Source organism: Microbacterium sp. TWP3-1-2b2 (genome assembly GCF_049896145.1).
Classification (GTDB): domain Bacteria; phylum Actinomycetota; class Actinomycetes; order Actinomycetales; family Microbacteriaceae; genus Microbacterium.
Map to the genome: position 1 here is coordinate 2,240,750 of NZ_JAFCTS010000001.1, position 22,789 is coordinate 2,263,538.

Consider the following 22,789-nt stretch of genomic DNA (forward strand, 5'->3'; position numbering starts at 1 on the left):
ATTACTCTGCTCCATCCGCGTATGCGCCGACGAGACGCACCGCACCACCATCGACGCCCTTGGCGCCTTCTTCGAATTCTCCGGACGGGCGAGCACCCGTCCCGACCGTCGCGACCTGCCAGGCGTCGATGCCCTCTGCGGCGAGCGCAGCGATCGCGGCGTCCTTCTGACGCTGATCGATCACGGCGAGGAAGCCGATGCCGAGGTTCCAGGTTCCCTCAGCGGATTCCAGGCTGGATCCGGCGATGTCGCTGAGCACGCGGAACACCGGGCTGGGTGACCAGGTCGCGCGATCGATCTCCGCCCAACTGCCCACCGGGAGCACACGGGCGAGGTTCGCGGCGATGCCGCCTCCGGTGACGTGGCTGAGCGAGTGCACGCTGCCGTCTGCCAGCGTCTCGATCAGGCGCAGCAGCGGGAGCGTGTAGAGACGTGTCGGTTCGAGCAGCGCCTCACCCCAGGTGGTGCCGAGATCGGCGGCGTTGTCGCCGTAGCCGATGCCGGCGCCGGTGACGATGTGACGCACGAGGGAGTAGCCGTTCGAGTGCAGACCGCTGGACGCCAGTGCCAGTACGACGTCGCCGTCCTCGACGCGCTCGGCACCGAGCACCGCGTCGGCCTCGACGATGCCGGTGGCCGCCCCGGCGACGTCATAGTCACGGGGTCCGAGCAGCCCGGGGTGCTCTGCGGTCTCGCCGCCGACCAGAGCGGTGCCGGTGGCTGTGCAGGCATCCGCGATGCCGCGGACGATGTCTGCGATGCGCTCGGGGACGACCTTGCCGCACGCGATGTAGTCCGTCATGAACAGGGGCTTCGCCCCGACCACGACGATGTCGTCGACGACCATGCCGACGAGGTCCTGGCCGATCGTGTCGTGCTTGTCGATCGCCTGCGCGATCGCGACCTTCGTACCGACGCCGTCGGTGCTGGTCGCGAGCAGCGGCTTGGTGTAGCCGAGCAGAGCTGTGGCATCGAAGAGACCGGCGAAGCCGCCGACGCCGCCGAGCACTTCAGGTCCGTGCGTCGCGCGCACGGACGACTTCATCAGCTCGACCGCACGATCACCTGCTGCGGTGTCGACGCCGGCTTCGGAATAGGGATTGGTGGGGGAGGCAGCCACCCCACAAGACTACCGGTGCCTGAGCCCTCGGATCTCCGCGGTCAGTCTCACCTGATGGGTCGACGGTTGGCGGATCGTCTGCCGGTGGATAGCTTCCGAAGCGTCCATGGGAACAATGACGACCAAGGAGCCCACCGATGCCCAGACAGCTCACGACCCGATTGGGGGTGGCGGGGGTCGCAGCGGCAGTGATGCTCTCCATCGCCATCAGCCCCGTCTACGCAGTCGACGAACCAGTCGACGACCTGACCGCCACCGAGCCGACGCAGGAGGACATGCCGACCGTCGGGGGCAACCTCGGCAATCAGCACTATTCCGCGCTCGACCAGATCACCAAGAGCAACCTCGATCAGCTCGCGCCCGCGTGGCGCACGCACGTCTCGGCAGCAGCACCCGCCTCCGATCACACCGGGCAGCAGACGACGCCGATCGTGGTCGACGGGATGATCTATCTCGACACACCGAGCGGCGGAGTGGCCGCCTTCGACGGGGCCACGGGAGAGGCGGCCTGGAAGTGGGAGAACCACGAATACGGCATGTCCAGCACGAGGCGCGGTGTCTCGGCCGGTGATGGGCGCGTCTACACGCTCGCCGGCGACAACCGCGTCGTGGCACTGGACCAGAAGACCGGCGAGGAGGTGTGGGCGGTTCAGCCGACCGGCCCCGACGGCGAGAATGTGGGACGCGTCGCCAAGGTCGCGACGGTCTACTCGGACGGTCTCGTCTACGTGCATGCCGCCGACGGCGACCGCGGCGCCGTCGTCGCGCTCGACGCCGACGACGGCAGTTACGTCTGGCACTTCTTCGGCGGACCGAACCGCGGCGAGGAGTTCACTGACGTCAACGGAAACACGTTCGATGCCTCAGAGACCTGGGGGCCGGTGCACGAGGACGGCACCGACTGCGCGATCGAAGGCGGCGCCACGTCGTGGGTGCACGGCGCCGTCGACCCTGACCTCGGCATGTACTACATGACCTTCGGCAATCCGCGAAGCTGCAACACCTCGCAGGACGGCTCAGGTCGCCCCGGTGACAACGTCTTCTCCGACACGCTCGTCGCGGTCGATGCGGCCACCGGCGAGTACAAATGGCACTACCAGTCGATCCACCACGACATCTGGGACATGGACAACGTGCATGCACCGAACCTCGCGGACATCGAGATCGGGGGCGAAGAGCGACAGGTCATCTTCTACGGCAGCAAGTCGGGGCACATGTTCATCCTGGATCGCACGAACGGCCAGCCGGTGCTGCCGGCGAACGAGAAGCCGGTGATCACGGATGACCGGCAGGCGAACTCCGACACGCAGCCGTTCCCCTCTGAGCGTCTGCTGCCCGAGTGCGTGGTCTGGGAGAAGCTCGGAACCGACAACGTCCCCGGCGACCCGTGGCGAGGCGTGCCCAACTACAACGGGTATCAGCCGGATGAGAACGGCGAACTCGTCTTCAATCCGGACAGCTACGTCGCCGCGGATCAGGAGCACCTCACCTACCCCGAGGGACATGTCGGGCACCGCGAAGGCTGCATGTACGACCCGCAATGGGACCTCCCGATCCTCTCCACCACCAGCCAGAACGGCGGCGGCGACTGGTCGAACAACGCCTACAGCCACAGCACCAACCTCGTGTACTTCCCGTACGGCACGAACAACGTGGCGCACTGGAACGGTGCTGCGGCGAACGGGCAGCGCGCGATCGGGCAGTACCAGACCGGTGGCATCGTCGCGTACGACGCATCCACCGGCAAGGTCGAGTGGCTGCAGCACCTCGGCACGGACATGTCGCACGGCCAGGGCCCGCTTGCGACGGCATCCGATCTCGTGTTCGTCGGCCAGATCGATGGACGCCTGCTCGCGATGGATGCCAAGACCGGTGAGGTCGAATGGGACTTCCAGACCGGCAACGGCATCGGCTCTGCACCGGTCACCTACGAGATCGACGGTGAGCAGTATGTCGCGGTCTTCGCTGCCGGGACCACGAACCCGTACGGCGCATCGGTGACCAAGGGCGATTCGCTCTGGGCGTTCAAGCTCGGAGGCGACTACGTCACCGAGTCGGGCAGCCAGGAGGGTCCGCTGACCGCTCCGCTCTCGATCCGACGGCCGGTGAACGGCGGCGCAGTCGAAGGCAGCACCGTGGGAAACACCGTGCTGCTGGCACGCGCGGATCGCACATCCGACACGGCCGCAGCCGCCGACAGCACCAACCAGGCAGCCATGCAGCCCACGCATCTGCGTGTGCCGGTCGGAACCAGTGTGACGTTCCTCAACCCCGGGGCCGAGACGTTCGGCGCTCATCCGAACGAACTCGAGCACTGCGCCACGCAGTTCTTCGAGGGTGAGTTCAATGCGCGTCTGCAGCCCGGCGAGAGCTACGCGCACACGTTCGAGAAGGCCGGCGAGTACTTCTTCAACGACTGCACCGATCCGCGTCCCACCGGAAAGATCGAGGTCTACGCCGAATCCGAGGACATCCCAGGGGCGCTGTCAGTCCCATCCGGAAAGCTCGATCTCCGCGTGGAAGACGGACTGTTCACGAACGCGGACGGCACGATCACCGCGCATCTCGATCTGCCGAAGGGGTACGCGCAGGAGGGCGACGTCCTTCTGGAGACATCCCTCGGGCTGCAGCCCATCACGGCGTCGAAGGTGACGGGCAACCGCAGCCACATCGTCGTCAAGTTCGACAAGGCCGATCTCGACAACAACGTGCCGGAGGGCGCGACCGACCTGACCGTCATCACGTATGCGATGCATGACGGCGTGCAGAAAGAGGTGAGATCGACGGTGAGCGTTACCGTGACCAAGTAGCCCACACGCACCGAAGGGCACCGCGTCGCCTCAGGGCGGCGCGGTGCCCTCGTCTGTGCGGACCCGTCCCATTCGCCGGGACTGAGCTTGGCGCCATACGGCGCCGAGGCGAGAGTTGCCACAGCGGTCAGGGCACCGCGACGACAGAGAGGTCAACCATGCGAGAAGAAGACAAGGATCCTGAAGAGTCGATCTTCGGGCATACCGAGACCGTCTTCACCACTCCCGAGCTGAACGCGGGGGTGCCGAAGGAATCACGTTTCATCCGCGCACTCTCCCATGCCGAGATGATCGTGTCCGTCGCGCTCTTCGCCGGCATCTTCCTGGGTGTCATGTACCAGGTGATCGGTCGCTACTTTCCCGCCGTCAACTGGGTCGGCGCGGGCGAACTCGCCCTGTTGTCGATGATCGCCATGACGTTCCTGATGATGGGCTACCTCACCGGACGCAACGGTCACATCGTGATCGAGGTCTTCGACGGGATACTGCGCGGCAGGAAGCTGTTCGTCGCGCTGCGCGTGGTCGCCGCAGCGATCATGGTGATCACGAGCATCGCGCTGGTCTACGACGCGTACGTCAAGATCGCGCTCGAATGGGGTCGCGCGAGCGCTGCCATCGGCCTGCCACTGGGCGTCCTGTACATCTTCGCCTTCGTGGGCGGTCTCTCGACCGGCATCCACTCGGCCTGGAAGATCCCTCACGCGAACCGCCCGGAGCGACAGCTCGAGATCTCCGAAATGGAGGGCTGACCCATGGATCTCTGGTTCTTCGTCCTGCTCCTCGTCGTCCTGCTGCTGCTGCGCGTGCCGGTCGCCTTCGCGATGATCGCGCCGAGCATGCTCTACTTCTACAGCCACAACCTCTCCGCCGGATACGCGACGACCGCGATGGTCAACGGCATCAACAGCTTCCCGCTGCTCGCCGTGCCGCTGTTCATCTTCGTGGGCACTCTCGCCAACCATCTCGGCATCGCCACTCGGCTGTACGACTTCGCGAAGGCGCTGCTGCCTCGCCTTCCCGGCAACCTCGCCTACGTCAATCTGACGACGGCTGTCGGATTCTCCTGGATCAGCGGGTCGGCTCTCGCCGATGCCGCCTCCACGAGCAAGGTGCAGATCCCGCAGATGCTCAAGGCGAACTACCCCTACGGGTTCTCCGCCGGCCTCACCTCGGCAGGTTCACTGCTCAGCACCGTGATGCCTCCGAGCATCCCCGCCGTCCTGTTCGCAGCGACGGCCTCCATCTCGACGGGAGCCCTGTTCGCGGGGTCGGTGCTTCCGGCGGCTCTCATGGCGGTCGGCCTGGCGGTGTACATCTTCGTGTGGGTGCGCATGCACCCCGAGATCGCAGGGAGCCGTGCATTCAGCGGTGCGATGCTGCGTCGTGCGACCGTCCGCGTGCTCGGACCGATGGCGATCCCGGTGATCATCCTCGGCGGAATCTTCAGCGGCTGGTTCACCCCGACCGAGAGTGCGGGGATCGCGGCGGCAGTGGTGATCGTGCTCGGCATGATCTATCGGACTATCAGCTGGCGCAAGCTCTGGCAGGCGACGAAGGAGACCGTGCTGATGTCCGGTGGCATCCTCCTGATCCTCGGCGCCTCGAACCTGCTCGGTCAGGTCCTCGCCCGTGAACAGGTCTCCCGCACTCTCGGCGAGGCGCTCACGATGATCACCGACAACCCCGTGATCTTCCTGCTGCTGCTGAACGTGCTGCTGATCCTGCTGGGCATCTTCCTCGAAGCCACCCCCGTGATCCTCGTGCTGGTGCCGATCCTGCTGCCGATCAGCGCCACCTATGGGATCGATCCGGTGCATCTCGGCGTGATCATGATCATCAACCTGATGATCGGCTCTCTGACCCCGCCGGTCGGTGCCGTGCTGTTCGTGGTCGGATCCGTCACTCGACGGCCCATGGGAGAGCTATTCCGCGGAGTGCTGCCGTTCCTCATCCCCCTCGGAGTGGTGCTCCTGCTGCTCACCCTCTTCCCCGCGATCGTCACGATCGTCCCCTCACTGCTCGGCCTCTGACCGCAACACCCTGAAAGGACCACTCGTGACCAGGAAGCTCTACCTGCTCAACGGCCCGAACCTCGACATGCTCGGGCAGCGAGAGCCCGAACTGTATGGAACGACCACGCTGAAGGACATCGAGGCGCAGAGCGCGCGCATCGCCGACGAGGTCGGCTTCGAGTTGGAGTTCGCGCAGTCGAACGCCGAGCACGAGATCATCGGATGGCTGCATGACGCGCACTACGACGGCGCTGCCGTCGTGATCAACCCCGCGGGGCTCAGCTTCCAGTCGGTGCCGGTTCTCGACGCGCTGCGCATCCTCAGCATCCCGATCGTGGAGATCCATCTGACGAACATCCATGCCCGCGACGAGGCGCATCGCCACTCGATCATGTCGACGGTGGCGACCACGGTGATCGCCGGAGCCGGCGCCTTCGGCTACGAGTTGGCCATCCGCGCCGCGGATCGCCTCGCCGCCGACCGCGCCACCGCATAGCCGTCCCATTCGGCGAGAACCCGGTTGGTGAACCGTCGTCTCGCGACGAGAGTCATGAACACAGCAGACCACTGCGCAACGACGCGCACGACAAGAGGAGAGTCACTCATGGTCACACCCAGGACAATGCGTCGCAGCATCGTCACCACTTCCGCACTCGCCGCGACCGCCCTCATCGTCGCCGGCTGCAGCGGTGGTGGTCCGGCAGGCCCATCGGAAAGCGGCGAGGTGACACTCACGGTGTCGCTGACGCAGAACGAGCAGACCCCCAACTACTACTGCGGCGTCGAACTGCTCAAGGAGCGACTCGAAGATGCGGACATCGGCTTCAGCGTCGATCTGTTCCCGTCCAGCCAGCTCGGCCCGCACGCCGATCGCTTCCCGATGGTGCAGTCGGGCGACATCGACATCGACCTCCTCGGCGGGTCAGAACTCGCCCCGAGCTTCGCACCGATCGAGGCGGTGGATGCCGCGTACGCGTTCGACGACGTCGATCACGCGTTCAGCTGGATGGATGACGGCTCCGATGATCTGTTCACCGCGTTCCACGACGCGACCGGTGTGAAGATCGTCGACGGCTGGCTGTTCGGAAACCGCACGTTCACGACCAAGGACGTCGAGGTCCGCAGCCCGGACGATCTCGCGGGCGTGCCGATCCGCTTCCCGAACTCACCAGGCTTCCTCGCCAACGCCGAGGCCCTCGGAGTCGACAACCCCGTCTCCGTCGCGGTCGAGGAGGTCTACACGGCGCTTCAGCAGGGCATCGCGGTGGGACAGGAGAACCCGATCGTCGCCACCCACTCGTCGAGCTATGACGAAGTGCTCAACGTCGCCATGCTGAACGATCACAACGTCGGCATCCAATTCGTCGTCGTCAGCGACAAGACATACGAGAAGCTCAACGACGAGCAGGCGGAACTGCTGGACAAGACGATCCACGAGATCCGCAGCGAGAACCGCACCTGCGTCGAGGACGAGACGGAAGAGATCGTCCAGGGATACCGCGACAACCCGGAGTTCACGGTGATCGAGAAGGAGGACATCGACATCGACGCCTTCGTCGAGAAGGCGGAGGCCTACTTCTCCGACCACTACACCGGCGAGACGCTGGAGGCGTACCAGAGCATCCGCGACTCAGCGAAGTGATCTGACACGACCCCCTGGCGGGGCGGGCGCGAAAGCGCTCGCCCCGCCTTCGCGTAGGGCTGGTCTCCACGGATGGACGCTCGACCCCTGCGGGAGGACGCTCCGGTGCTCAGGCAGCGGCGAGTCGGTTGCTGATCGCGGCCGCAGCGCTGCGCACGAACGGCGCGACTTCGACCGGATCCAGCTCATCGATCGTGCCGCTCACCGAGACCGCAGCGACGGTGACGCCGCGCTCATGCACGGGGCTGGCGACGCACACGTGGTCACCGTGGAAGACCTCGTATGTCGTCACCACATCGGCGGCAGGGCTGCCCGATTCCTGCCGCTGATCGAAGGCCGTGAACGCCGCGCCGAGCGCAGTGGTCGCACGAGAGAGCCGTTCGCCGATATGAGCGGCGGGGAAGAGCGGGTTGCGGCCACGCGCGTTCGCGATCACCACAGCGTCATCGCCATCTGCGATCGCCAACTGCACGTTGTGCCCGATGGCGTCACGCAGACCGGTCATCGTGCTGACGGCGACGCGACGCAGGCGGCGGGGGCGCTCGACGCTCTGCCCGAGTTCGAACAGGCGCAGACCCAGGTACAGGTGCCCTTCGAGACGATCGAGGTAGCCCTCGGCGACGAGGTCGGCGGCGATGCGGGAGACGGTCGACTTCGGGAGGTTCGCTCGGCGAGCCAGTTCCGTGACGCCGAGCCCTTCACCGGCTTCTCCGACCTCGCCGAACGCGTCGAGGATCGCGGTCATCCGATCGAGAACGCTGACGGTCTCCGTCCACGATGCAGTGCGCATGCGGGCTCAGGCGGCGGTCAGGCGGCGGGCCAGAGAGACTCCGGCCGCACGGACGAGTGGAGCGATGTTGTCCGGCAGCATGCTGCCGGTGGGACCGGCCACCGAGATCGCGCCGACGACGCTGCGGTCGGAACCGATGATGGGGCTGGCGACTGCCAGCACGCCGCGGTAGGACGCTCCGGCATCCGTCGCGAGCATCGAAGTGCGCACCGTCGTGAGCTCCTCCCGAAAACGCGCGATCTCGTCCTCGATGAGCGGCGCACTGACCCTGTCGATCACGTGCTGGTCCTCGCAGAACGCGAGGAAGGCTTTGCCGCTCGCTGTCGTGAGCGCGGGCGAGCGCATCCCGGCCCAGGTCGGAAGCATGGGCAGGCGCCCGGGAGCTGCTGCGAGCGAGACCATCTCGGTGCCCTGCTGGACCCAGAGGCCGACCCGCTCGCCCGTACGCTGCGCGAGCTGACTCATCACCGGAGCGGCGGCGGAGACCAGGCGACGTGGCATCGTGGCGCGAGCGCCGAGTTCGAAGAGCCGGAGGCCGAGGGCGATGCCGTCACCATCGCGCGTGAGATAGCGCTGCGAGACGAGCTCGCTCACAAGACGAGCGGCGGTCGACTTCGGGATGCCTGTCGACAGCGCGATGTCGGTGACCGACATGGCCGACCCCTCGCGCTTGACCGCATCCAGGATCGACAGGATGCGGGCGAGTACGGTCGCCGGGCCGGCAGACGCCTGAGGTGAGGAAAGACGCGACATCGGGACCCTTCGAATGGGACGGTTTCATCGGTCCGCCCGAGACCGAAGCTAGTGGGTGCGTGCAGGAAGCGCAACGAGCCCGAACGTGTCTCAGCACGTTCGGGCTCTCCAGCGCTCAGACGCTGCAGAAGGGCTTGATGCCCATCGCGCTCTCCAGTCCCTCCATGACGTGGTTCTGGAAGAGGTCGTCGTTCTCGGTCTCTGCCTCGGTCCAGTCCTCGACCGCATGACCGAGCGTCGTCACCCACGCGCGGCCGCCGTCGTAGTACTGGCACCAGCTGACAGGGTGGTTCTCGCCATGCCCGGGATGCCCGTTGGCCCGACCGTTGAGACTCGTCTTCTTGTCGACTTCGAGCAGCACGTTGACGTAGCTCGGGTACGGGTGAAGGTTGTACCACTCGTCGGTGAACGCCCACGTCTCCGGCATGAACTCGGTCGACACGTCCTTCTTGTTCACGACCTCGACTGTGCCGGGGCGGTTGGGGGCGTGGTCGTAGAAGTTCGTGCCCCCGAGGAGCCCTTCGTACCACTCCCAGTGGTACTCCGTGCCGAATGCATTGTGGATGCCGACGAATCCACCGCCGCCGCGCACGTACTGCATGAGCGCGGTCTGGGCCGAATCGTCGAGGCTGTCACGCGTCGGGCTGAGGAAGACCACCGCCTGGTACTTGTTGAGCCGGCTGAACGCGGCGAGATCCTCGGTGTAGTCGACCGCGATGCCGCGCTCTTCCGCCCAGGCCTTCAGGTTCGCCTGCGCGACGTTGTCGGCATTGAGTGGCGGGTTGAGTCCCGGTGCGAGCGGCGTGCCGAGGTGCGCGTGACGCGGCCCACCGGTGCGGCTCCAGATGAGGATCCTCTTCTCCTCGCCCTCCTCCCAGCCGTTGCCCCAATCGTGGTAACACGCGGCGGCGGTGCCGCGGCATACGCCGTAGTCCTTCACCTCGTCGAGGTAGATCTGGTCGGCGGTGGCCGGCTTGCCGTTGCCATTGCCGTTGCCGTTTCCGGCCGCGACCATGGGCGCACTTGCAGCGAACAGGCCGGCGCCGAGTACCGCGGCGGCCACGAGCGCAATGCTGGAACGCAGTATGGACTTCACGTGATCTCCTTTGAACGTGCGTGTGCCGCTACAGGTCGGCTCAAGGCTGAACATAGGGATGGGCCGGCATGGCGGCAACGCGTGTTCCATCCAGTAAGTCGGACAGGTGCGTCACGTTCTCCCTAGGATGGGGCCATGGCCGACAAGCCGCAGTGGTTGATCCGAGAGGATGCCGGGATGCCGGCGCTGGTCGCGCTCGCCCTGCGACAGATGCTCGGCATCCGCGAACCAGAGGGACTGCCGAGCCTGCGCGACCTGAAGGTACGGGCACCGGATCAGGCGGACGCCAGCGCCGACCTCGAACGGCAGTGGCGCGACTACTGGGACATGGCAGTGGAGCCGCGCGCTCATCCCGCCGAAGGTCCGCTGGAGCTGATCGACGGCTTCGACACTCTGGTGGCGCTGCCTGCCACCGGTGCCGAAGCGCTGCGCGCCGCGATCACTCCGCTCGCGGCTCCCGCACTGCAGTACGCCCGTGAGGCCCACAACCGGTATCTCGACACGATGAAGACGGCCACCGGAGGCGGCGCGTATCGCGCGTATGCGAGCGCGATCGCCGAGTTCGAACGGGAGATCGGTCGCCGCGCTCACTCATTCGAGCTGAACGTTCAGGTGCTGCCGTTCTCGCAGCGCGGCATCTGGTGGATCGGCGCGCTCACGGTCGCCGTCACCGATGGGCTCAGGCGAGATGTGGTGGCGTTCGACGCCGCCATCCGCCCGATCATCGCCGAGTTGGCGTAGCCGTCAGTCGACCTCGATGATCGTCTCGCGGTCGACGCGCACGACCCGGTCGTGGCGGCGGGCGACACGTTCCAGCAGGATCGCGGCCACTCCACCGAGCGCGAGCCCGATCGGCACGGTCCACAGCAGTGCGAATCCGAACACCTGGCTCGGCGGGTAGACGACGTCGAGTGCCTGAGAGGGCTCGTAGCCTCCGACCATCGTCAGGATGCCGGCGGCTATGACGCCGAGCACGACGCCGATGCCCATGAAGACGCCGTAGCGGGGAACGCGCCTGACGGTCGCCTCGACGGTCTCGTGAGAATCGGTGGAGGACATGCATCCATTCTCCCACTGTTCACCGTCAAGCGGACCCCCAGCTGCGGTCACACCTGTCCGACGGCCTCGCGCTTCTCGGCCTGGAACGCGTCTTCGCGGCGACCGTAGGCCCAGTACGCCGACAGCGACAGCTGCGTGCGGTCGAGTCCGCGTTCATCGGTCAGGAACGGGCGCAGCTGCTTCATCGCACCGCGCTCGCCGTGTGCGAAGACCTGCACGCGGCCCGCCCGCCAGTCGAGAGCGCGCGCGGCGTCGATGAGTTCAGTGGTCGTCCCGGCATCCCGATCGCCGCGGTGCAGCCAGCGCACCTCGATCCCCTCTGGGGCGATGAGATCGAGGTGCTCGGACTCGTCCTGCACCTCCAGCAGCACAGTGCCGACAGCATCCGCCGGCATCGCTTCGAGCGCCGCGGAGATCGCGGGGATCGCCGACTCGTCGCCCAGCAGCAGATGCCAGTCCGCCGACGCGTCCGGCGCATAGCCGCCGCCGATACCACCGAGCACCACGGGATCGCCCGGCTTCGCATTCGCCGCCCATGGACCTGCAACGCCCTCGTCGCCGTGCGTCACGAAGTCGATCCAGATCTGCCCTGCCCCCAGGTCGAAACGGCGGATCGAATACGTGCGCACGGACGGCAGCAGTTCGACGGGCAGCTGCTCCCGCAGTTCAGCCATGTCGTACGGCGGCGTCAGCTGCGCCTCGGCCGGCGCGAAGTGCATCTTGGTATAGGCATCGGTGAAGCCGTTGTCCTCGACGGCCACGATTCCGGGACCACCCGCGATGATGCGCACGAGGTGCGGCGTCAGCCGGATGGAATCGATGACCTCCAGGACGATCTGGGGACGGGGGCGCCGCTGGGGGCGTTCGGTGGTCGTCATGCTGCTCCTTGTGCTCGTGTGCGGGCCCTACGGTCGCAGAGGCATCAGATCCGACAGGTCGGCGCGCGTGCCGGATGCCTGCACCCGGCCTTCGGCGACCACCCCGGCCCACGATGCGGACCCCGTCGCGAGGTCGATCCAGGTCGCGGCATCCATCTCGATGACGTTCGGTGGCGTGCCACGCGTGTGCCGCGGACCCTGCACGACCTGCACTGCGCCGAACGGGGGAACCCGCACCTCGACGCTGTTGCCCGGTGCCTTCTCGTCGAGCAGCTGCAGCAGGTAGCGCACGGCCGTGGCGAGGTCGGCTCTGGCGGGCTTCGCCTCCGCCGTGCGGGCGGCGCGCACAGCATCCAGCGCGGCGCGCCCTTCACTCATATCGATCTTTCTGGCCACGCGATCAGCCTACGTCGGTGTGCGAGCCGCGCCCCGCCCTCAGCTGCACGACGGAAGAAGAGTTTCCGGGGTTCCGGCGCGCTCCGGTCCCGGAGACTCTTCTTCTGTGCGCCTGACCTGACCTGACCTGAACGCGGCCATGCGCATCGAGCGCCGCGTAGGCTCGAACGGTGACCGACAGCACGCATCCGGAGGGCGCCCGCGCCCAGTTGCTCGCCGCTGCGCAGTCGAACAGGTGGGGCATCCTGCCGCGGCTGGCCGATCCGGACGCCGCTCGTGAGTCCGCCGTTCTGATCCTGTTCGGGGTGCTCGACAGCACGCCTGCCCCGATCGCCGACGCTGCCGTCGCGAAGGATCTCGACGTGCTGCTGCAGCGACGAGCACCGACCCTCTCTTCGCATCCCGGGCAGGTGTCGTTCCCCGGCGGCGGACGCGATTCGGCCGATGCCGACTTCATCGCCACGGCGCTGCGCGAAGCCGAGGAGGAGACCGGCCTGGACCCGGAAGGCGTTGAGATCCTCGGCGTTCTTCCCGAGCTTCCGCTCGCCGCGAGCAACCATCTGGTGACGCCGGTGCTCAGCTGGTGGACGAAGCCGTCCAAGGTGGCCGCGGTCGATCACGCAGAGACCGTCGAAGTCTTCCGTGTGCCGGTGGCGCAGCTGTTGGATCCGGCCACCCGCTTCACGACCGTCATCACGAAAGACGGGTTCCGATTCAGCGGCCCCGCGTTCGACGTCGACGGCACGATCGTGTGGGGTTTCACCGCGATGGTGCTGGATCGCCTGTTCGACGTGTGCGGGTGGACCGTGCCGTGGGATGAGACAGACGAACGTCCGGTGACCGTCTGACGTCGCGCGAGCGGCTCGGTAGTCTGGACGGGTGAAGATCCTCGTCCTCGGTTCCGGTGCACGTGAGCACGCGATCATCCTCGCCCTCAAGGCGGAGGATGCGCGGCATGAGATCCTCGCCGCGCCCGGCAACGCGGGAATCGCGCAGGACGCGACGCTCGCCGGCGTCGACCAGCTCGACGGCGGCGCAGTCACCAACTTCGCGAACGAGAACGGGGTCGACCTCGTCGTCATCGGACCAGAGGCCCCGCTCGTCGCCGGCGTCGCGGATGCGCTGCGCGAACGCGGCATCCCCGTGTTCGGCCCCGGCAAAGCCGCCGCGCAGTTGGAGGGTTCGAAGGCTTTCGCGAAGCGCGTGATGGAGGCGGCATCCGTGCCGACAGGACGCGCCGTGCGCGCAGCATCCGTCGCCGACGTCGAGACGGCGTTCGACGATCTGGGCGCACCGTACGTCGTGAAGGCCGACGGACTCGCGGCAGGCAAGGGCGTCATCGTCACATCCGACCGCGCCGAAGCCCTCGCACATGCCGCTCACTACCTCCCCCAGGGGCCCGTGCTCATCGAGGAGTTCCTCTCCGGCCCCGAAGTGTCGCTGTTCTTCCTCTCCGACGGCGACACCGTGCGCGCGTTGAGCCCCGCACAGGACTTCAAGCGCGCCTACGACGGCGATGAAGGCCCGAACACAGGAGGCATGGGGGCGTACTCGCCTCTGCCGTGGCTCGATGAGCAGTTCGGCAGCGAGCAGGCGTTCGTCTCGCTCGTGACGGATCAGGTCGCCCTGCCCGTCGTCCGCCAGTTGGATGCCGAGGGCACCCCGTTCATCGGTCTGCTGTACGCGGGACTCATCCTCACCGACAAGGGCATCAAGGTGATCGAGTTCAACGCGCGCTTCGGCGACCCCGAGACGCAGGTCGTGCTTCCGCGCCTCGTGACCCCGCTGTCCGAGCTGCTGTTCGCCGCGGCATCCGGCACCCTGGAAGACCAACCGGAACCGGTGTTCTCGGACGACGTCGCGATCACGGTCGTGCTCGCGAGCGAGGGCTACCCCGAGGCGCCGCAGACCGGCCGCCAGATCTCCGGGCTTTCGGATGCTGCGCGCGTCGACGGCGTGCGGATCGTGCATGCGGCGACGGCGGGGCCGGATGCACCAGGCGGAGACCTCATCGCCACCGGCGGACGCGTGCTGAACGTCGTGTCCGTGGGAAGCGACTTCTCCGCCGCGCGTGCACAGGCCTATGACGCGATGAACCGGATCGGCCTGGACGGCGCGCACTTCCGCAAGGACATCGCGGCCCGCGTCGCGGAGTAGGCGGCGCTCAGTCGGCGAGGCTGAAGCTCTGGGGAAGGATCTCCGGGCTCAGCGCGTGCTCGACCGCCAGCAGGCTCGCCCCGCGAACCGCGGCTTCTCCCGCCGTGACGGACTGCACGATCGCGAGATGCTCGGTCGCCAGCGGCATGGAGTGCGTGTAGACGACTTCACGCACTCCGGCGATCAGGTGCTCGCCCACGCGCGCCATCGCGCCGCCGATCGCGATCACCGACGGGTTGAGCAGGCTCACGGATGCCGTGAGAACCTCGCCCAGGTCGCGCCCGGCCTGACGCACGGCCTGGATCGCTTCGAGGTTGCCGGACTTGACCAGTTCGACGACGTCATTGCCGTCTGCGGCCGGGATCCCCCGCTGGCTGAGTGACCGCGCGATCGCGGGGCCGGACGCAAGAGCCTCGAGGCATCCGGTGTTGCCGCAGTGACACGGCACGTCCGCTCCCCTTGCGACGCGCACATGCCCGAAGTCGCCGGCGATGCCCTGGGCGCCGCGGAGCAGCCTCCCGTCCGAGATGATTCCGGCGCCGATCCCGGTGGCGACCTTGACGAAGATCATGTGGTCCGTCAGCGGCCATGCGGCCGCCCGCTCACCGAGCGCCGAGATGTTCACGTCGTTGTCGACGAGCACGGGAACCTGCAGATGCTGCTGCACCCATCCCGGTACGTCGAATCCGTCCCAACCCGGCATGATCGGCGGCTTCGCCGGACGACCGGTGGCGTGCTCGACAGGTCCTGGGACGCCGACGCCCACCGCCGCGATGCGCTCATGGGTGAGCCCGGTCTCAGCAATCAGCTCGTTCGCCGCTTCCACGAGCCATGACAGCACGGCCTCCGGTCCGAGCGCCACCGCAAGCCTTCCGGTGCGTTCGGCGAGGATGGTGCCGGCAAGATCGGTCACCGCGACCGTCGTGTGCGACGCTCCGATGTCCACGGCGATGACCACCTTGGCCGTGGGGTTCAGAGCGAACTGCGAGGGTGGTCGCCCACCCGTCGAGGCGGCGTCTGCGACCGGGGCGATCAGCCCCTTGCGCATGAGTTCGTCCACCCGAGCGGCCACGGTCGATCGGGCAAGACCAGAGGTCTTCGCCAGCTCCGCGCGGGTGCGAGGTTCACCGTCGCGCAGCAACTGGAAGAGTTGGCCGACACCGCCGGCGTTGAGATTGCTAGCCATTCTTACCCTGTACTTCTCGTGAACGGCCCGGTGCATCGCAAGGACGACACCGCATCCACGCCCTGGAGGCCATCTTTTCGGCGCTTCCGCGTCTGTCGATTCTACGCGTCGGGTACCGCCTTGACCTGTGCCAGACGACTGCGGGGGACGCGTCCGACGGCGAAACGCTGCTGCAGCAGAACGGCGACGACGATGATGATGCCCTTGGCCACAGCCTGTGCCGACGAGGTGAGGTTGTTCTGCACGAACACGTTCGACAACGTCGCGAAGATCAGCACACCGAACACCGTGCCGGTGATCGTGCCGCGTCCGCCGACGAGGAGGGTGCCGCCGACGACGACGGCGGCGATGGCATCCAGCTCGTACAGGTTGCCGTGCGTCGAGGTGCCGGCCGTGGTGCGGCCCATGAGCATGACGGCGGCGATGCCGGCGGTCAGGCCGACGAGCGCGTACAGCCACATCGTGTGCCGCTTCACCTTGATGCCGGCGAGACGTGCGGCCTCCGGGTTACCGCCGATCGCCACAGTGCGCCGCCCGAACGTCGTGCGGTTGAGCAGGAACCACCCGGCGGCCGCGACGACGGCGAAGATCCAGATGAGGATGTCGACGCCGAGCAGGTCGACGTTCATCGCGCGGACGAAGTCGCGGTCGGAGATCACCAGGGTGCGGTTGTTGGCGAGGATCTCGGCGAGGCCTCGTGCACCGACCATCATCGCGAGCGTCGCCATGAAGGCCGCGACCTTGCCGTACGCGATCACGACTCCGTTGATGAGTCCGGCGCCGACGCCGACGAGCAGCGCCACGATGACGACCACGATCCAGTGGCTGGAACTCGCGATGTCCTGGATCGCAGCCAGCGAACCGACCACCGACGCCAGAGCGAGCACTGCGCCCACCGAGAGGTCGATGCCGCCGGCGATGATGACGAAGGTCATTCCGACGCTGATCACCCCGATGATCGATGCCTGGCGCAGGATCACGAGCGCGTTGTCGAAGTTCAGGAAGTTCGACGAGGTCACCGCGCCGACGATGATGATCACCAGCAGCGCCAGAACAAGACCGAGGTTGCGTCCGACGGAACCGGAGAGCAGCCGACGCAACGTCGACGTGGTCTCAGTCGGGCTCTGGCCCGGCGAGGTGGTGGGTGTGGTCTGCACGCTCACGCGGCGACTCCTTTCATGACGAGGTCGAGCACGCCGTGCTCATCGATCTCAGATGCGGGAACGGTGGTGAGGACGTGTCCGTCGCCGATGACGAGGACCGAGTCCGAGAGACCGAGGACTTCCTCGATCTCGCTCGAGATGACGACGATCGCGTGCCCGGATGACGCGAGTCGGCGGATCAACGCATAGATCTCGGAGCGCGCTCCGATGTCGACGCCTCGGGTCGGCTCGTCCAGCAGCAGCACGGAGCTGCCGTGCACGAGCCAGCGCGCGAGCAGGATCTTCTGCTGATTTCCGCCGGACAGGGTCGCCGCCGGACGATCAGGATCCGCAGGCCGCAGCTCGAGGGCTGCGATCTGGTCCCTGGCGGTGCGGCGCTCGTTGCGCTCGTCCAGCAGCGGGCCCTTGGCGAACCGCGTGAAGGACGACAGGGTGACGTTCTTGAAGATCGGCTCTCCGAGCACCAGCCCCTGCGACTTGCGCTCCTCCGGGCTCAGCCCGACGCCGGCGGCGACCGAGGCGGAGACGGATCCGCGCGGAAGCTGCTTCCCGCCGACCCTGACGGTTCCTGTCGATGCCCGCCTTGCCCCGTAGATCGTCTCGATGATCTCGCTGCGCCCCGAACCGACCAGGCCCGCGAGGCCGATGATCTCGCCGGCGCGCACCGAGAACGACACGTCCTCGAACACCCCGTCGAGCCCCAGATCTTCGACCTCGAGCAGAACCGGCGCATCGGCGGCGATGGGCTCCGCCTGCGGGAAGACGTTCTGCACCGCGCGACCTGTCATGTGCTTGATCAGCTCGGCGGTGGTCGTGTCGGCCACGGCCAGGTTGCTCGCCACGGTCGAACCGTCCTTGAGTACCGTGATGCGATCGCCGATCTCACGGATCTCCTCGAGACGGTGGGTGATGTACACCACCGCGATGCCCTGCGAAGTCAGCTCCCGCACCACCGCGAACAGATTGCGCACCTCTTCGGAGTCGAGCACCGCTGAGGGCTCGTCCATGATGATGAGCTTCGTGTCGTGCGACAGGGCGCGGGTCATGCTGACGATCTGCTTCTCGGCGGCACTGAGCGAGCCGACGTCCGCGTGCGGCGACATCGAGCCGTGCCCGAGCCGCTCGAGGAGCCTGCGCGTCTGCTGAATGAGCTGACCGCGGCGGGTGACGCCGAACCTGTCGAACTCATGCCCGAGGAAGACGTTCTCTGCGACGGTGAGGCCGTCGACGACGTCGAGTTCCTGATACATCGTCGAGATGCCGAGCGTGATCGCTGCCTGCGGGTTCGCGATCTCGACCTGCTCACCCATCCAGCGGATCTGGCCCGCGTCAGGCGTGTGCACACCGGCGAGCGTCTTGATCAGTGTCGATTTGCCCGCGCCGTTCTGGCCGAGCAGGCAGTGCACTTCGCCCGGTCGCACCTCGAGGTCGACCCCGCGCAACGCGCGCACTCCGACGAAGCTCTTCTCGACACCGCGCATCTCCAGTAATGCCGGAGTCTGGTCATCTTTGATCACGCAATGAACATAACATGCTCGAATCGCGAACGCGATAGGCGATCTTTCGATCGCTCCGCCCGCGGCGGTATACCAAAGCCACCACATCGCCCCGCAATTACGGGGTTTGCAAGCGGGCGCCGACTTTTGACCCAGTTACGGCAAAAGCTGGCTAAACGACGGCATGTTCTGCTAGCTTGACCTTGTCAGTGCCCGGTGCGCACCGAATCGGTCCCGATCGACAGCGCCGCACCGCACGCATCTGCATCACATTTCAAGGAGGAAAGACATGCACAGCATGCGCACACGCGGGCTTCGCCCGCTGATGGCAGGAGCGGCAGCACTGTTCGCCGTCACCCTGCTGGCCGGTTGCACCAGCGATGGTGCCGAGGGCGAAGGGGAGACCGGGAACCAGGGCACCACGAGCGAGGAGAACACGGCTTCGGGCGACACGGTCGTCATCGGCTGGTCAGGCCCGGAGGCCGATCACGGATGGCTCGGCGCGATCAACACGGGCGCCATCAACGCCGCCGAAGGCTTCGACGACGTCGAACTGCGTCAGGCAGAGGGAACCAACGACGCCAACCAGCAGATCGCGGCAGTCGAGCAGTTCATCAACGAAGGCGTCGACGCGATCGTGCTCCTTCCCACCGACGGCGCCGCGCTGACCCAGGTCGCGCAGAAGGCGATGGATGCCGGCATCCCCGTCATCAACGTCGACCGCGAATTCTCCGACACGTCGGCCTCGCGTCTCACGATCCTCGGCGACAACTACGGCATGGGTGTCAGCGCCGGTATGTACATCTGCGAGCAGCTCGACGGCCAGAGCGATGCCGTCGTCGCGGAGATCGCCGGAATCGACTCCCTGCCACTGACCCAGGACCGTTCGCAGGGCTTCAAGGACGCTCTCGAAACCTGCGACCTTGAGGTCGGCGCCCGAGTCGCTGCGGACTTCACCGTCGCCGGCGGCGAGAGCGCGGCATCCCAGCTCCTCTCGGCGAACCCGCAGATCGACGCGATCTGGAACCACGATGACGACCAGGGCATCGGCGTCCTCGCGGCCATCGATGCGGCCGGTCGCGACGAGTTCTTCCTCGTCGGCGGTGCCGGAAGCGTCAACATGATGGACAACATCAAGGCGGACGACACCGTCGTCAAGGCCACCGTCATCTACCCGTCGACGCAGGCCGCCGACGGAATCGCGATGGCACGTCTGATCGCGCAGGACAAGACGATGAGCGATCTGATCACGCCGAGCGTGCCGTACCGCATCGTGCTGGACGCGCCCGTAGTGACCAAGGACAACGTCGACGAGTTCATCAAACTCGCCTTCGAGTCCTGATCACCACCGCGGGGCGGGCGCCACGGCGCTCGCCCCGCACTGTTTCCCCGGGAGTAGATATGACAAATGAGCTGCGAGTGGCCATGATCGGCCACGGATTCATGGGAGCCGCACACTCCGTCGGCTGGCGCCAGGCGCCGGCAGCGTTCGACCTTCCCCTCTCCCCTCGGATGGCGGTGCTCGTCGGACGCGATGCCGACAAGACGGCCTCCGCGGCACGCAAGTGGGGTTGGGACGAGACGTCCACCGACTGGGGAGCTGTCATCGCTCGTGACGACATCGACGTGATCGACATCGTCACGCCTGGGGAATCGCACGCCGAGATCGCGATCGCCGCGTTGGCTGCCGGCAAGCACGTGCTGTGCGAGAAGCCGTTGGCCAACACGGTGGAAGAAGCCGAGGCGATGGAGCAGGCCGCGCAGGCTGCTGCGGCTGACGGCATCCACGCCATGGTGGGCTTCACCTACCGCCGGGTGCCGGCCGTGACGCTCATGCGCGACATGATCGCGGCCGGACGCGTCGGCACGGTGCGGCAGATCCGCGCGAGCTACCGTCAGGACTGGCTCGCCGATCCTGAGTCGCCGATGACCTGGCGACTCGACAAGGACCGCGCGGGTTCCGGTTCGCTGGGCGACATCGGCGCGCACATCATCGACATGGCGCAGTTCGTCACCGGGCAGACGCTGACCCAGGTCTCGGCTGTGCTGGAGACACTGGTCGACGAACGTCCCCTGCTGGGCGAATCCGTCGGCCTCAGCGGTACAGCGAGCACGGAGCGCGGGAAGGTCACGGTAGACGACGTCGCTCTGTTCACCGGACGGCTCGAGTCGGGAACCCTCGCGACGTTCGAGGCGACCCGATTCGCGACCGGACGCAAGAACGCGCTCGACATCGAGATCTCGGGCGACGCGGGAGCGCTGCACTGGAACCTCGAGGACATGAATGTGCTCGATTTCTACGACGCCACGCAGCCCGCAGGAGAGCAGGGCTTCACCCGCATCCTGGTCACCGAGCCGGAGCATCCTTATCTTGCCGGATGGTGGCCGACCGGGCATATGCTCGGCTACGAGCACGGGTTCTCGCATCAGGCGAAGGACTTCGTCGAGGCGATCGCGAGCGGCAACACCCCGCACCCGACGTTCGCCGAAGGGCTGCACGTGCAGCGGGTGCTGGATGCCGTCGAGCGCAGTTCATCGAACGGCTCGGCGTGGACCGGCGTCTGAACACGACCACGATACGAATCTCATGAGAAGAGGACGATGATGTCACGACCTGTCACCCTGTTCACCGGCCAGTGGGCCGACCTGCCGTTCGAAGAGGTCGCACGGCTCGCCGGCGAGTGGGGCTATGACGGCCTCGAGATCGCCTGTTGGGGCGATCACCTCGACCCATGGCGCTGGGATGACGACGAGTACGTCCAGGGGCGACTCGACATCCTCGAGCGCAACGGCCTGAAGGTGTGGACGATCTCGAACCACCTCAAGGGCCAGGTGGTGTGCGACGATCCGATCGATCAGCGTCACCGCAACATCGTCTCGGATCACGTCTGGGGAGACGGCGACCCTGAGGGCGTGCGCCAGCGCGCCGCCGAGGAGATGAAGAACACCGCACGTCTGGCCGCCAAGCTCGGCGTGAAGACGGTCACGGGCTTCACCGGCTCGTCGATCTGGAAGTACGTCGCGATGTTCCCGCCGGCCACCGACGAGATGGTCGAAGCGGGATACCAGGACTTCGCCGACCGCTGGAACCCGATCCTCGATGTGTTCGACGAGGTCGGCGTCCGCTTCGCGCACGAGGTGCACCCGTCCGAGATCGCGTACGACTATTGGACCACCAAGCGCGCGCTCGAGGCGATCGGGCATCGCGAGGCGTTCGGGCTCAACTGGGACCCCTCGCACATGGTGTGGCAGGACATCGATCCGGTCGCGTTCCTGTGGGACTTCCAGGATCGGATCTACCACGTGCACTGCAAGGACACGAAGAAGCGTCTCGGCAACGGCCGCAACGGCCGCCTGTCCTCGCACCTGCCATGGGCCGACCCGCGTCGCGGTTGGGATTTCATCTCGACGGGTCATGGTGACGTTCCCTGGGAGGACGCGTTCCGGATGATGAACGCGATCGGCTACACAGGACCGCTCTCTGTCGAGTGGGAAGACGCCGGGATGGACCGACTGGTCGGCGCTCCGGAGGCGCTGGAGTTCGTGCGCAAGCTGTCGACGTACAAGCCGTCGGATGCCGCGTTCGACAGTGCTTTCTCCACGAGATGAGGGTGATCGGGGCCCGCTGACGCCGGCTGCTGGATCGCGCGGACTACAGCGCGATCCAGTAGCGGCGCAGCTGGGGGTGGCCCTCGCTCGACGCGTCGATGACGTCCTGCAGCTCACCGCCGGCGCCCTCGATCGTGCGGAATGAGCCGGGGTTGTCGTCGTCGCACGTCAACATGACGCGGTCGAGGCCCTGCTTCCGCGCCGTGTCGAGCACGAGCCCGAGCGCTTCCTTCGCAATGCCTTCGCGGCGGCGCGATGGGCGCACTGCGTAACCGATGTGTCCGCCGAACTGCCGCAGGTGCTCGTTCAGTTCACGGCGCAACGCGATGAACCCGACGACCTCACCGGCATCCGTTACCCAGAGGAAGTCGCACGCGACGTGACCTTCGGGAAGTTCGGCGTCGGGGTCGGCGTATCGCTCCGCTTTCTCGACCGACGCCTCGCACGCGGCACGGTCGGGCGTCATTCCGAGCTCATACCCGCCGCCGTCGATGTGCACGCCGCCGAACTCGGTGACGGTGTCCGCCCAGGAATCGAAGAGTGCGGTCGTGGGGCGGGTGAGCTCGATTTTCATCGGACCACCTCATCATGAGGGCATCCGTGCGCGCAAACCGACGCGCCA

The 22,789-nt window shown here is 66.7% G+C and carries 22 protein-coding genes; 11 read left to right on the forward strand and 11 right to left on the reverse strand.

The genetic code is table 11. The features are described from left to right. Position 1: 1 nt before the first annotated feature. Positions 2–1,120: a phosphoribosylformylglycinamidine cyclo-ligase gene (purM, locus tag ACP7AR_RS11030; RefSeq protein WP_426185642.1), complete on the reverse strand. Its 1,119-nt coding sequence runs from the start codon at positions 1,118–1,120 to the stop codon at positions 2–4. Positions 1,121–1,257: 137 nt separating this feature from the next. Between purM and ACP7AR_RS11035 the strand changes: the two genes are divergently transcribed. The 5 genes from ACP7AR_RS11035 to dctP all read left to right on the forward strand — a co-directional run bounded on the left by ACP7AR_RS11035 (position 1,258) and on the right by dctP (position 7,584). Continuing rightward, positions 1,258–3,930 carry a PQQ-binding-like beta-propeller repeat protein gene (locus ACP7AR_RS11035; protein ID WP_426185644.1) on the forward strand — a complete coding sequence of 891 codons (2,673 nt, stop codon included), beginning with the start codon at positions 1,258–1,260 and terminating at the stop codon, positions 3,928–3,930. Positions 3,931–4,088: 158 nt separating this feature from the next. Continuing rightward, positions 4,089–4,679, forward strand: a complete 591-nt coding sequence (locus ACP7AR_RS11040) for a TRAP transporter small permease (RefSeq protein ID WP_426185646.1) — start codon at positions 4,089–4,091, stop codon at positions 4,677–4,679. 3 nt (positions 4,680–4,682) lie between these two features. Beyond that, entirely contained in the window at positions 4,683–5,960 is a 1,278-nt protein-coding gene (locus tag ACP7AR_RS11045; RefSeq protein ID WP_426185648.1) for a TRAP transporter large permease, read from the forward strand. Between the two features lie 25 nt (positions 5,961–5,985). Further along, positions 5,986–6,438: a type II 3-dehydroquinate dehydratase gene (locus ACP7AR_RS11050; RefSeq protein WP_426185650.1), complete on the forward strand. Its 453-nt coding sequence runs from the start codon at positions 5,986–5,988 to the stop codon at positions 6,436–6,438. Between the two features lie 108 nt (positions 6,439–6,546). After that, positions 6,547–7,584, forward strand: coding sequence for a TRAP transporter substrate-binding protein DctP (gene dctP, locus ACP7AR_RS11055; protein ID WP_426185652.1), 1,038 nt, complete (start codon positions 6,547–6,549; stop codon positions 7,582–7,584). A gap of 109 nt (positions 7,585–7,693) precedes the next feature. On the opposite strand, the gene ACP7AR_RS11060 is transcribed toward dctP, so the two are convergent. The 3 genes from ACP7AR_RS11060 to ACP7AR_RS11070 form a co-directional block, all read right to left on the reverse strand. Next, entirely contained in the window at positions 7,694–8,374 is a 681-nt protein-coding gene (locus tag ACP7AR_RS11060; RefSeq protein ID WP_426185654.1) for an IclR family transcriptional regulator, read from the reverse strand. A gap of 6 nt (positions 8,375–8,380) precedes the next feature. Further along, positions 8,381–9,127 (reverse strand): IclR family transcriptional regulator, encoded by a 747-nt coding sequence (locus ACP7AR_RS11065; RefSeq protein ID WP_426185656.1) that lies wholly within the window; start codon positions 9,125–9,127, stop codon positions 8,381–8,383. Positions 9,128–9,242: 115 nt separating this feature from the next. Next, positions 9,243–10,223 (reverse strand): ThuA domain-containing protein, encoded by a 981-nt coding sequence (locus tag ACP7AR_RS11070; protein WP_426185658.1) that lies wholly within the window; start codon positions 10,221–10,223, stop codon positions 9,243–9,245. 135 nt (positions 10,224–10,358) lie between these two features. Here ACP7AR_RS11070 and ACP7AR_RS11075 point away from each other — a divergent pair, with 135 nt between their 5' ends. Continuing rightward, positions 10,359–10,964 carry a zinc-binding alcohol dehydrogenase gene (locus ACP7AR_RS11075; RefSeq protein WP_426185660.1) on the forward strand — a complete coding sequence of 202 codons (606 nt, stop codon included), beginning with the start codon at positions 10,359–10,361 and terminating at the stop codon, positions 10,962–10,964. A 3-nt stretch (positions 10,965–10,967) separates the two neighbouring features. Here ACP7AR_RS11075 and ACP7AR_RS11080 read toward each other — a convergent pair whose 3' ends face one another. From ACP7AR_RS11080 to ACP7AR_RS11090, 3 genes are read right to left on the reverse strand one after another with little or no spacing between them, the layout of a single operon-like run. Next, complete coding sequence (locus tag ACP7AR_RS11080) at positions 10,968–11,282, reverse strand: potassium transporter Trk (RefSeq protein WP_426185662.1); 315 nt, start codon at positions 11,280–11,282, stop codon at positions 10,968–10,970. Positions 11,283–11,329: 47 nt separating this feature from the next. Beyond that, a complete protein-coding gene (locus ACP7AR_RS11085; protein WP_426185664.1) occupies positions 11,330–12,160 on the reverse strand; it encodes a siderophore-interacting protein in 831 nt (276 codons plus the stop codon). A 27-nt stretch (positions 12,161–12,187) separates the two neighbouring features. Next, complete coding sequence (locus ACP7AR_RS11090; protein ID WP_426185666.1) at positions 12,188–12,556, reverse strand: sterol carrier family protein; 369 nt, start codon at positions 12,554–12,556, stop codon at positions 12,188–12,190. A gap of 170 nt (positions 12,557–12,726) precedes the next feature. Between ACP7AR_RS11090 and ACP7AR_RS11095 the strand changes: the two genes are divergently transcribed. Then, positions 12,727–13,404 carry an NUDIX hydrolase gene (locus ACP7AR_RS11095; RefSeq protein ID WP_426185668.1) on the forward strand — a complete coding sequence of 226 codons (678 nt, stop codon included), beginning with the start codon at positions 12,727–12,729 and terminating at the stop codon, positions 13,402–13,404. A 31-nt stretch (positions 13,405–13,435) separates the two neighbouring features. Further along, positions 13,436–14,713: a phosphoribosylamine--glycine ligase gene (purD, locus tag ACP7AR_RS11100; RefSeq protein WP_426185670.1), complete on the forward strand. Its 1,278-nt coding sequence runs from the start codon at positions 13,436–13,438 to the stop codon at positions 14,711–14,713. 7 nt (positions 14,714–14,720) lie between these two features. Here the strand turns inward: purD and ACP7AR_RS11105 are convergent, their stop codons facing one another. The 3 genes from ACP7AR_RS11105 to ACP7AR_RS11115 form a co-directional block, all read right to left on the reverse strand. Further along, positions 14,721–15,899, reverse strand: coding sequence for an ROK family transcriptional regulator (locus tag ACP7AR_RS11105; protein WP_426185672.1), 1,179 nt, complete (start codon positions 15,897–15,899; stop codon positions 14,721–14,723). Between the two features lie 101 nt (positions 15,900–16,000). Continuing rightward, on the reverse strand, positions 16,001–17,062 hold the full coding sequence (locus ACP7AR_RS11110; RefSeq protein ID WP_426185674.1) for an ABC transporter permease: 1,062 nt from the start codon (positions 17,060–17,062) through the stop codon (positions 16,001–16,003). Continuing rightward, a complete protein-coding gene (locus ACP7AR_RS11115) occupies positions 17,059–18,543 on the reverse strand; it encodes a sugar ABC transporter ATP-binding protein (RefSeq protein ID WP_426187722.1) in 1,485 nt (494 codons plus the stop codon). Before ACP7AR_RS11115 ends, ACP7AR_RS11110 begins: the two co-directional genes overlap by 4 nt. 304 nt (positions 18,544–18,847) lie before the next feature. On the opposite strand from ACP7AR_RS11115, the gene ACP7AR_RS11120 reads away from it, so the two are divergent. The 3 genes from ACP7AR_RS11120 to ACP7AR_RS11130 are packed head-to-tail and all read left to right on the forward strand — an operon-like array spanning position 18,848 to position 22,167. Then, the gene (locus ACP7AR_RS11120; protein ID WP_426185676.1) at positions 18,848–19,900 is read left to right on the forward strand and encodes a substrate-binding domain-containing protein; all 1,053 of its coding nucleotides are present in this window, start codon (positions 18,848–18,850) and stop codon (positions 19,898–19,900) included. A 59-nt stretch (positions 19,901–19,959) separates the two neighbouring features. Beyond that, positions 19,960–21,123, forward strand: coding sequence for a Gfo/Idh/MocA family protein (locus tag ACP7AR_RS11125; RefSeq protein ID WP_426185678.1), 1,164 nt, complete (start codon positions 19,960–19,962; stop codon positions 21,121–21,123). Positions 21,124–21,162: 39 nt separating this feature from the next. Continuing rightward, a complete protein-coding gene (locus ACP7AR_RS11130) occupies positions 21,163–22,167 on the forward strand; it encodes a sugar phosphate isomerase/epimerase family protein (RefSeq protein ID WP_426187724.1) in 1,005 nt (334 codons plus the stop codon). A gap of 43 nt (positions 22,168–22,210) precedes the next feature. On the opposite strand, the gene ACP7AR_RS11135 is transcribed toward ACP7AR_RS11130, so the two are convergent. After that, positions 22,211–22,741, reverse strand: coding sequence for a GNAT family N-acetyltransferase (locus ACP7AR_RS11135; protein WP_426185680.1), 531 nt, complete (start codon positions 22,739–22,741; stop codon positions 22,211–22,213). Positions 22,742–22,789 lie beyond the last annotated feature (48 nt).

Bases quoted from the DNA above. Each gene is read 5' to 3' on its own strand.
- ACP7AR_RS11065 (WP_426185656.1), bottom strand. From the start codon at position 9,127: ATGTCGCGTCTTTCCTCACCTCAGGCGTCTGCCGGCCCGGCGACCGTA.
- ACP7AR_RS11080 (WP_426185662.1), bottom strand. From the start codon at position 11,282: ATGTCCTCCACCGATTCTCACGAGACCGTCGAGGCGACCGTCAGGCGC.
- ACP7AR_RS11135 (WP_426185680.1), bottom strand. From the start codon at position 22,741: ATGAAAATCGAGCTCACCCGCCCCACGACCGCACTCTTCGATTCCTGG.
- ACP7AR_RS11035 (WP_426185644.1), top strand. From the start codon at position 1,258: ATGCCCAGACAGCTCACGACCCGATTGGGGGTGGCGGGGGTCGCAGCG.
- dctP (WP_426185652.1), top strand. From the start codon at position 6,547: ATGGTCACACCCAGGACAATGCGTCGCAGCATCGTCACCACTTCCGCA.
- ACP7AR_RS11045 (WP_426185648.1), top strand. From the start codon at position 4,683: ATGGATCTCTGGTTCTTCGTCCTGCTCCTCGTCGTCCTGCTGCTGCTG.
- ACP7AR_RS11130 (WP_426187724.1), top strand. From the start codon at position 21,163: ATGTCACGACCTGTCACCCTGTTCACCGGCCAGTGGGCCGACCTGCCG.
- ACP7AR_RS11075 (WP_426185660.1), top strand. From the start codon at position 10,359: ATGGCCGACAAGCCGCAGTGGTTGATCCGAGAGGATGCCGGGATGCCG.
- ACP7AR_RS11060 (WP_426185654.1), bottom strand. From the start codon at position 8,374: ATGCGCACTGCATCGTGGACGGAGACCGTCAGCGTTCTCGATCGGATG.
- ACP7AR_RS11125 (WP_426185678.1), top strand. From the start codon at position 19,960: ATGACAAATGAGCTGCGAGTGGCCATGATCGGCCACGGATTCATGGGA.
- ACP7AR_RS11115 (WP_426187722.1), bottom strand. From the start codon at position 18,543: ATGCGCGGTGTCGAGAAGAGCTTCGTCGGAGTGCGCGCGTTGCGCGGG.
- ACP7AR_RS11040 (WP_426185646.1), top strand. From the start codon at position 4,089: ATGCGAGAAGAAGACAAGGATCCTGAAGAGTCGATCTTCGGGCATACC.
- ACP7AR_RS11085 (WP_426185664.1), bottom strand. From the start codon at position 12,160: ATGACGACCACCGAACGCCCCCAGCGGCGCCCCCGTCCCCAGATCGTC.
- ACP7AR_RS11120 (WP_426185676.1), top strand. From the start codon at position 18,848: ATGCACAGCATGCGCACACGCGGGCTTCGCCCGCTGATGGCAGGAGCG.
- ACP7AR_RS11105 (WP_426185672.1), bottom strand. From the start codon at position 15,899: ATGGCTAGCAATCTCAACGCCGGCGGTGTCGGCCAACTCTTCCAGTTG.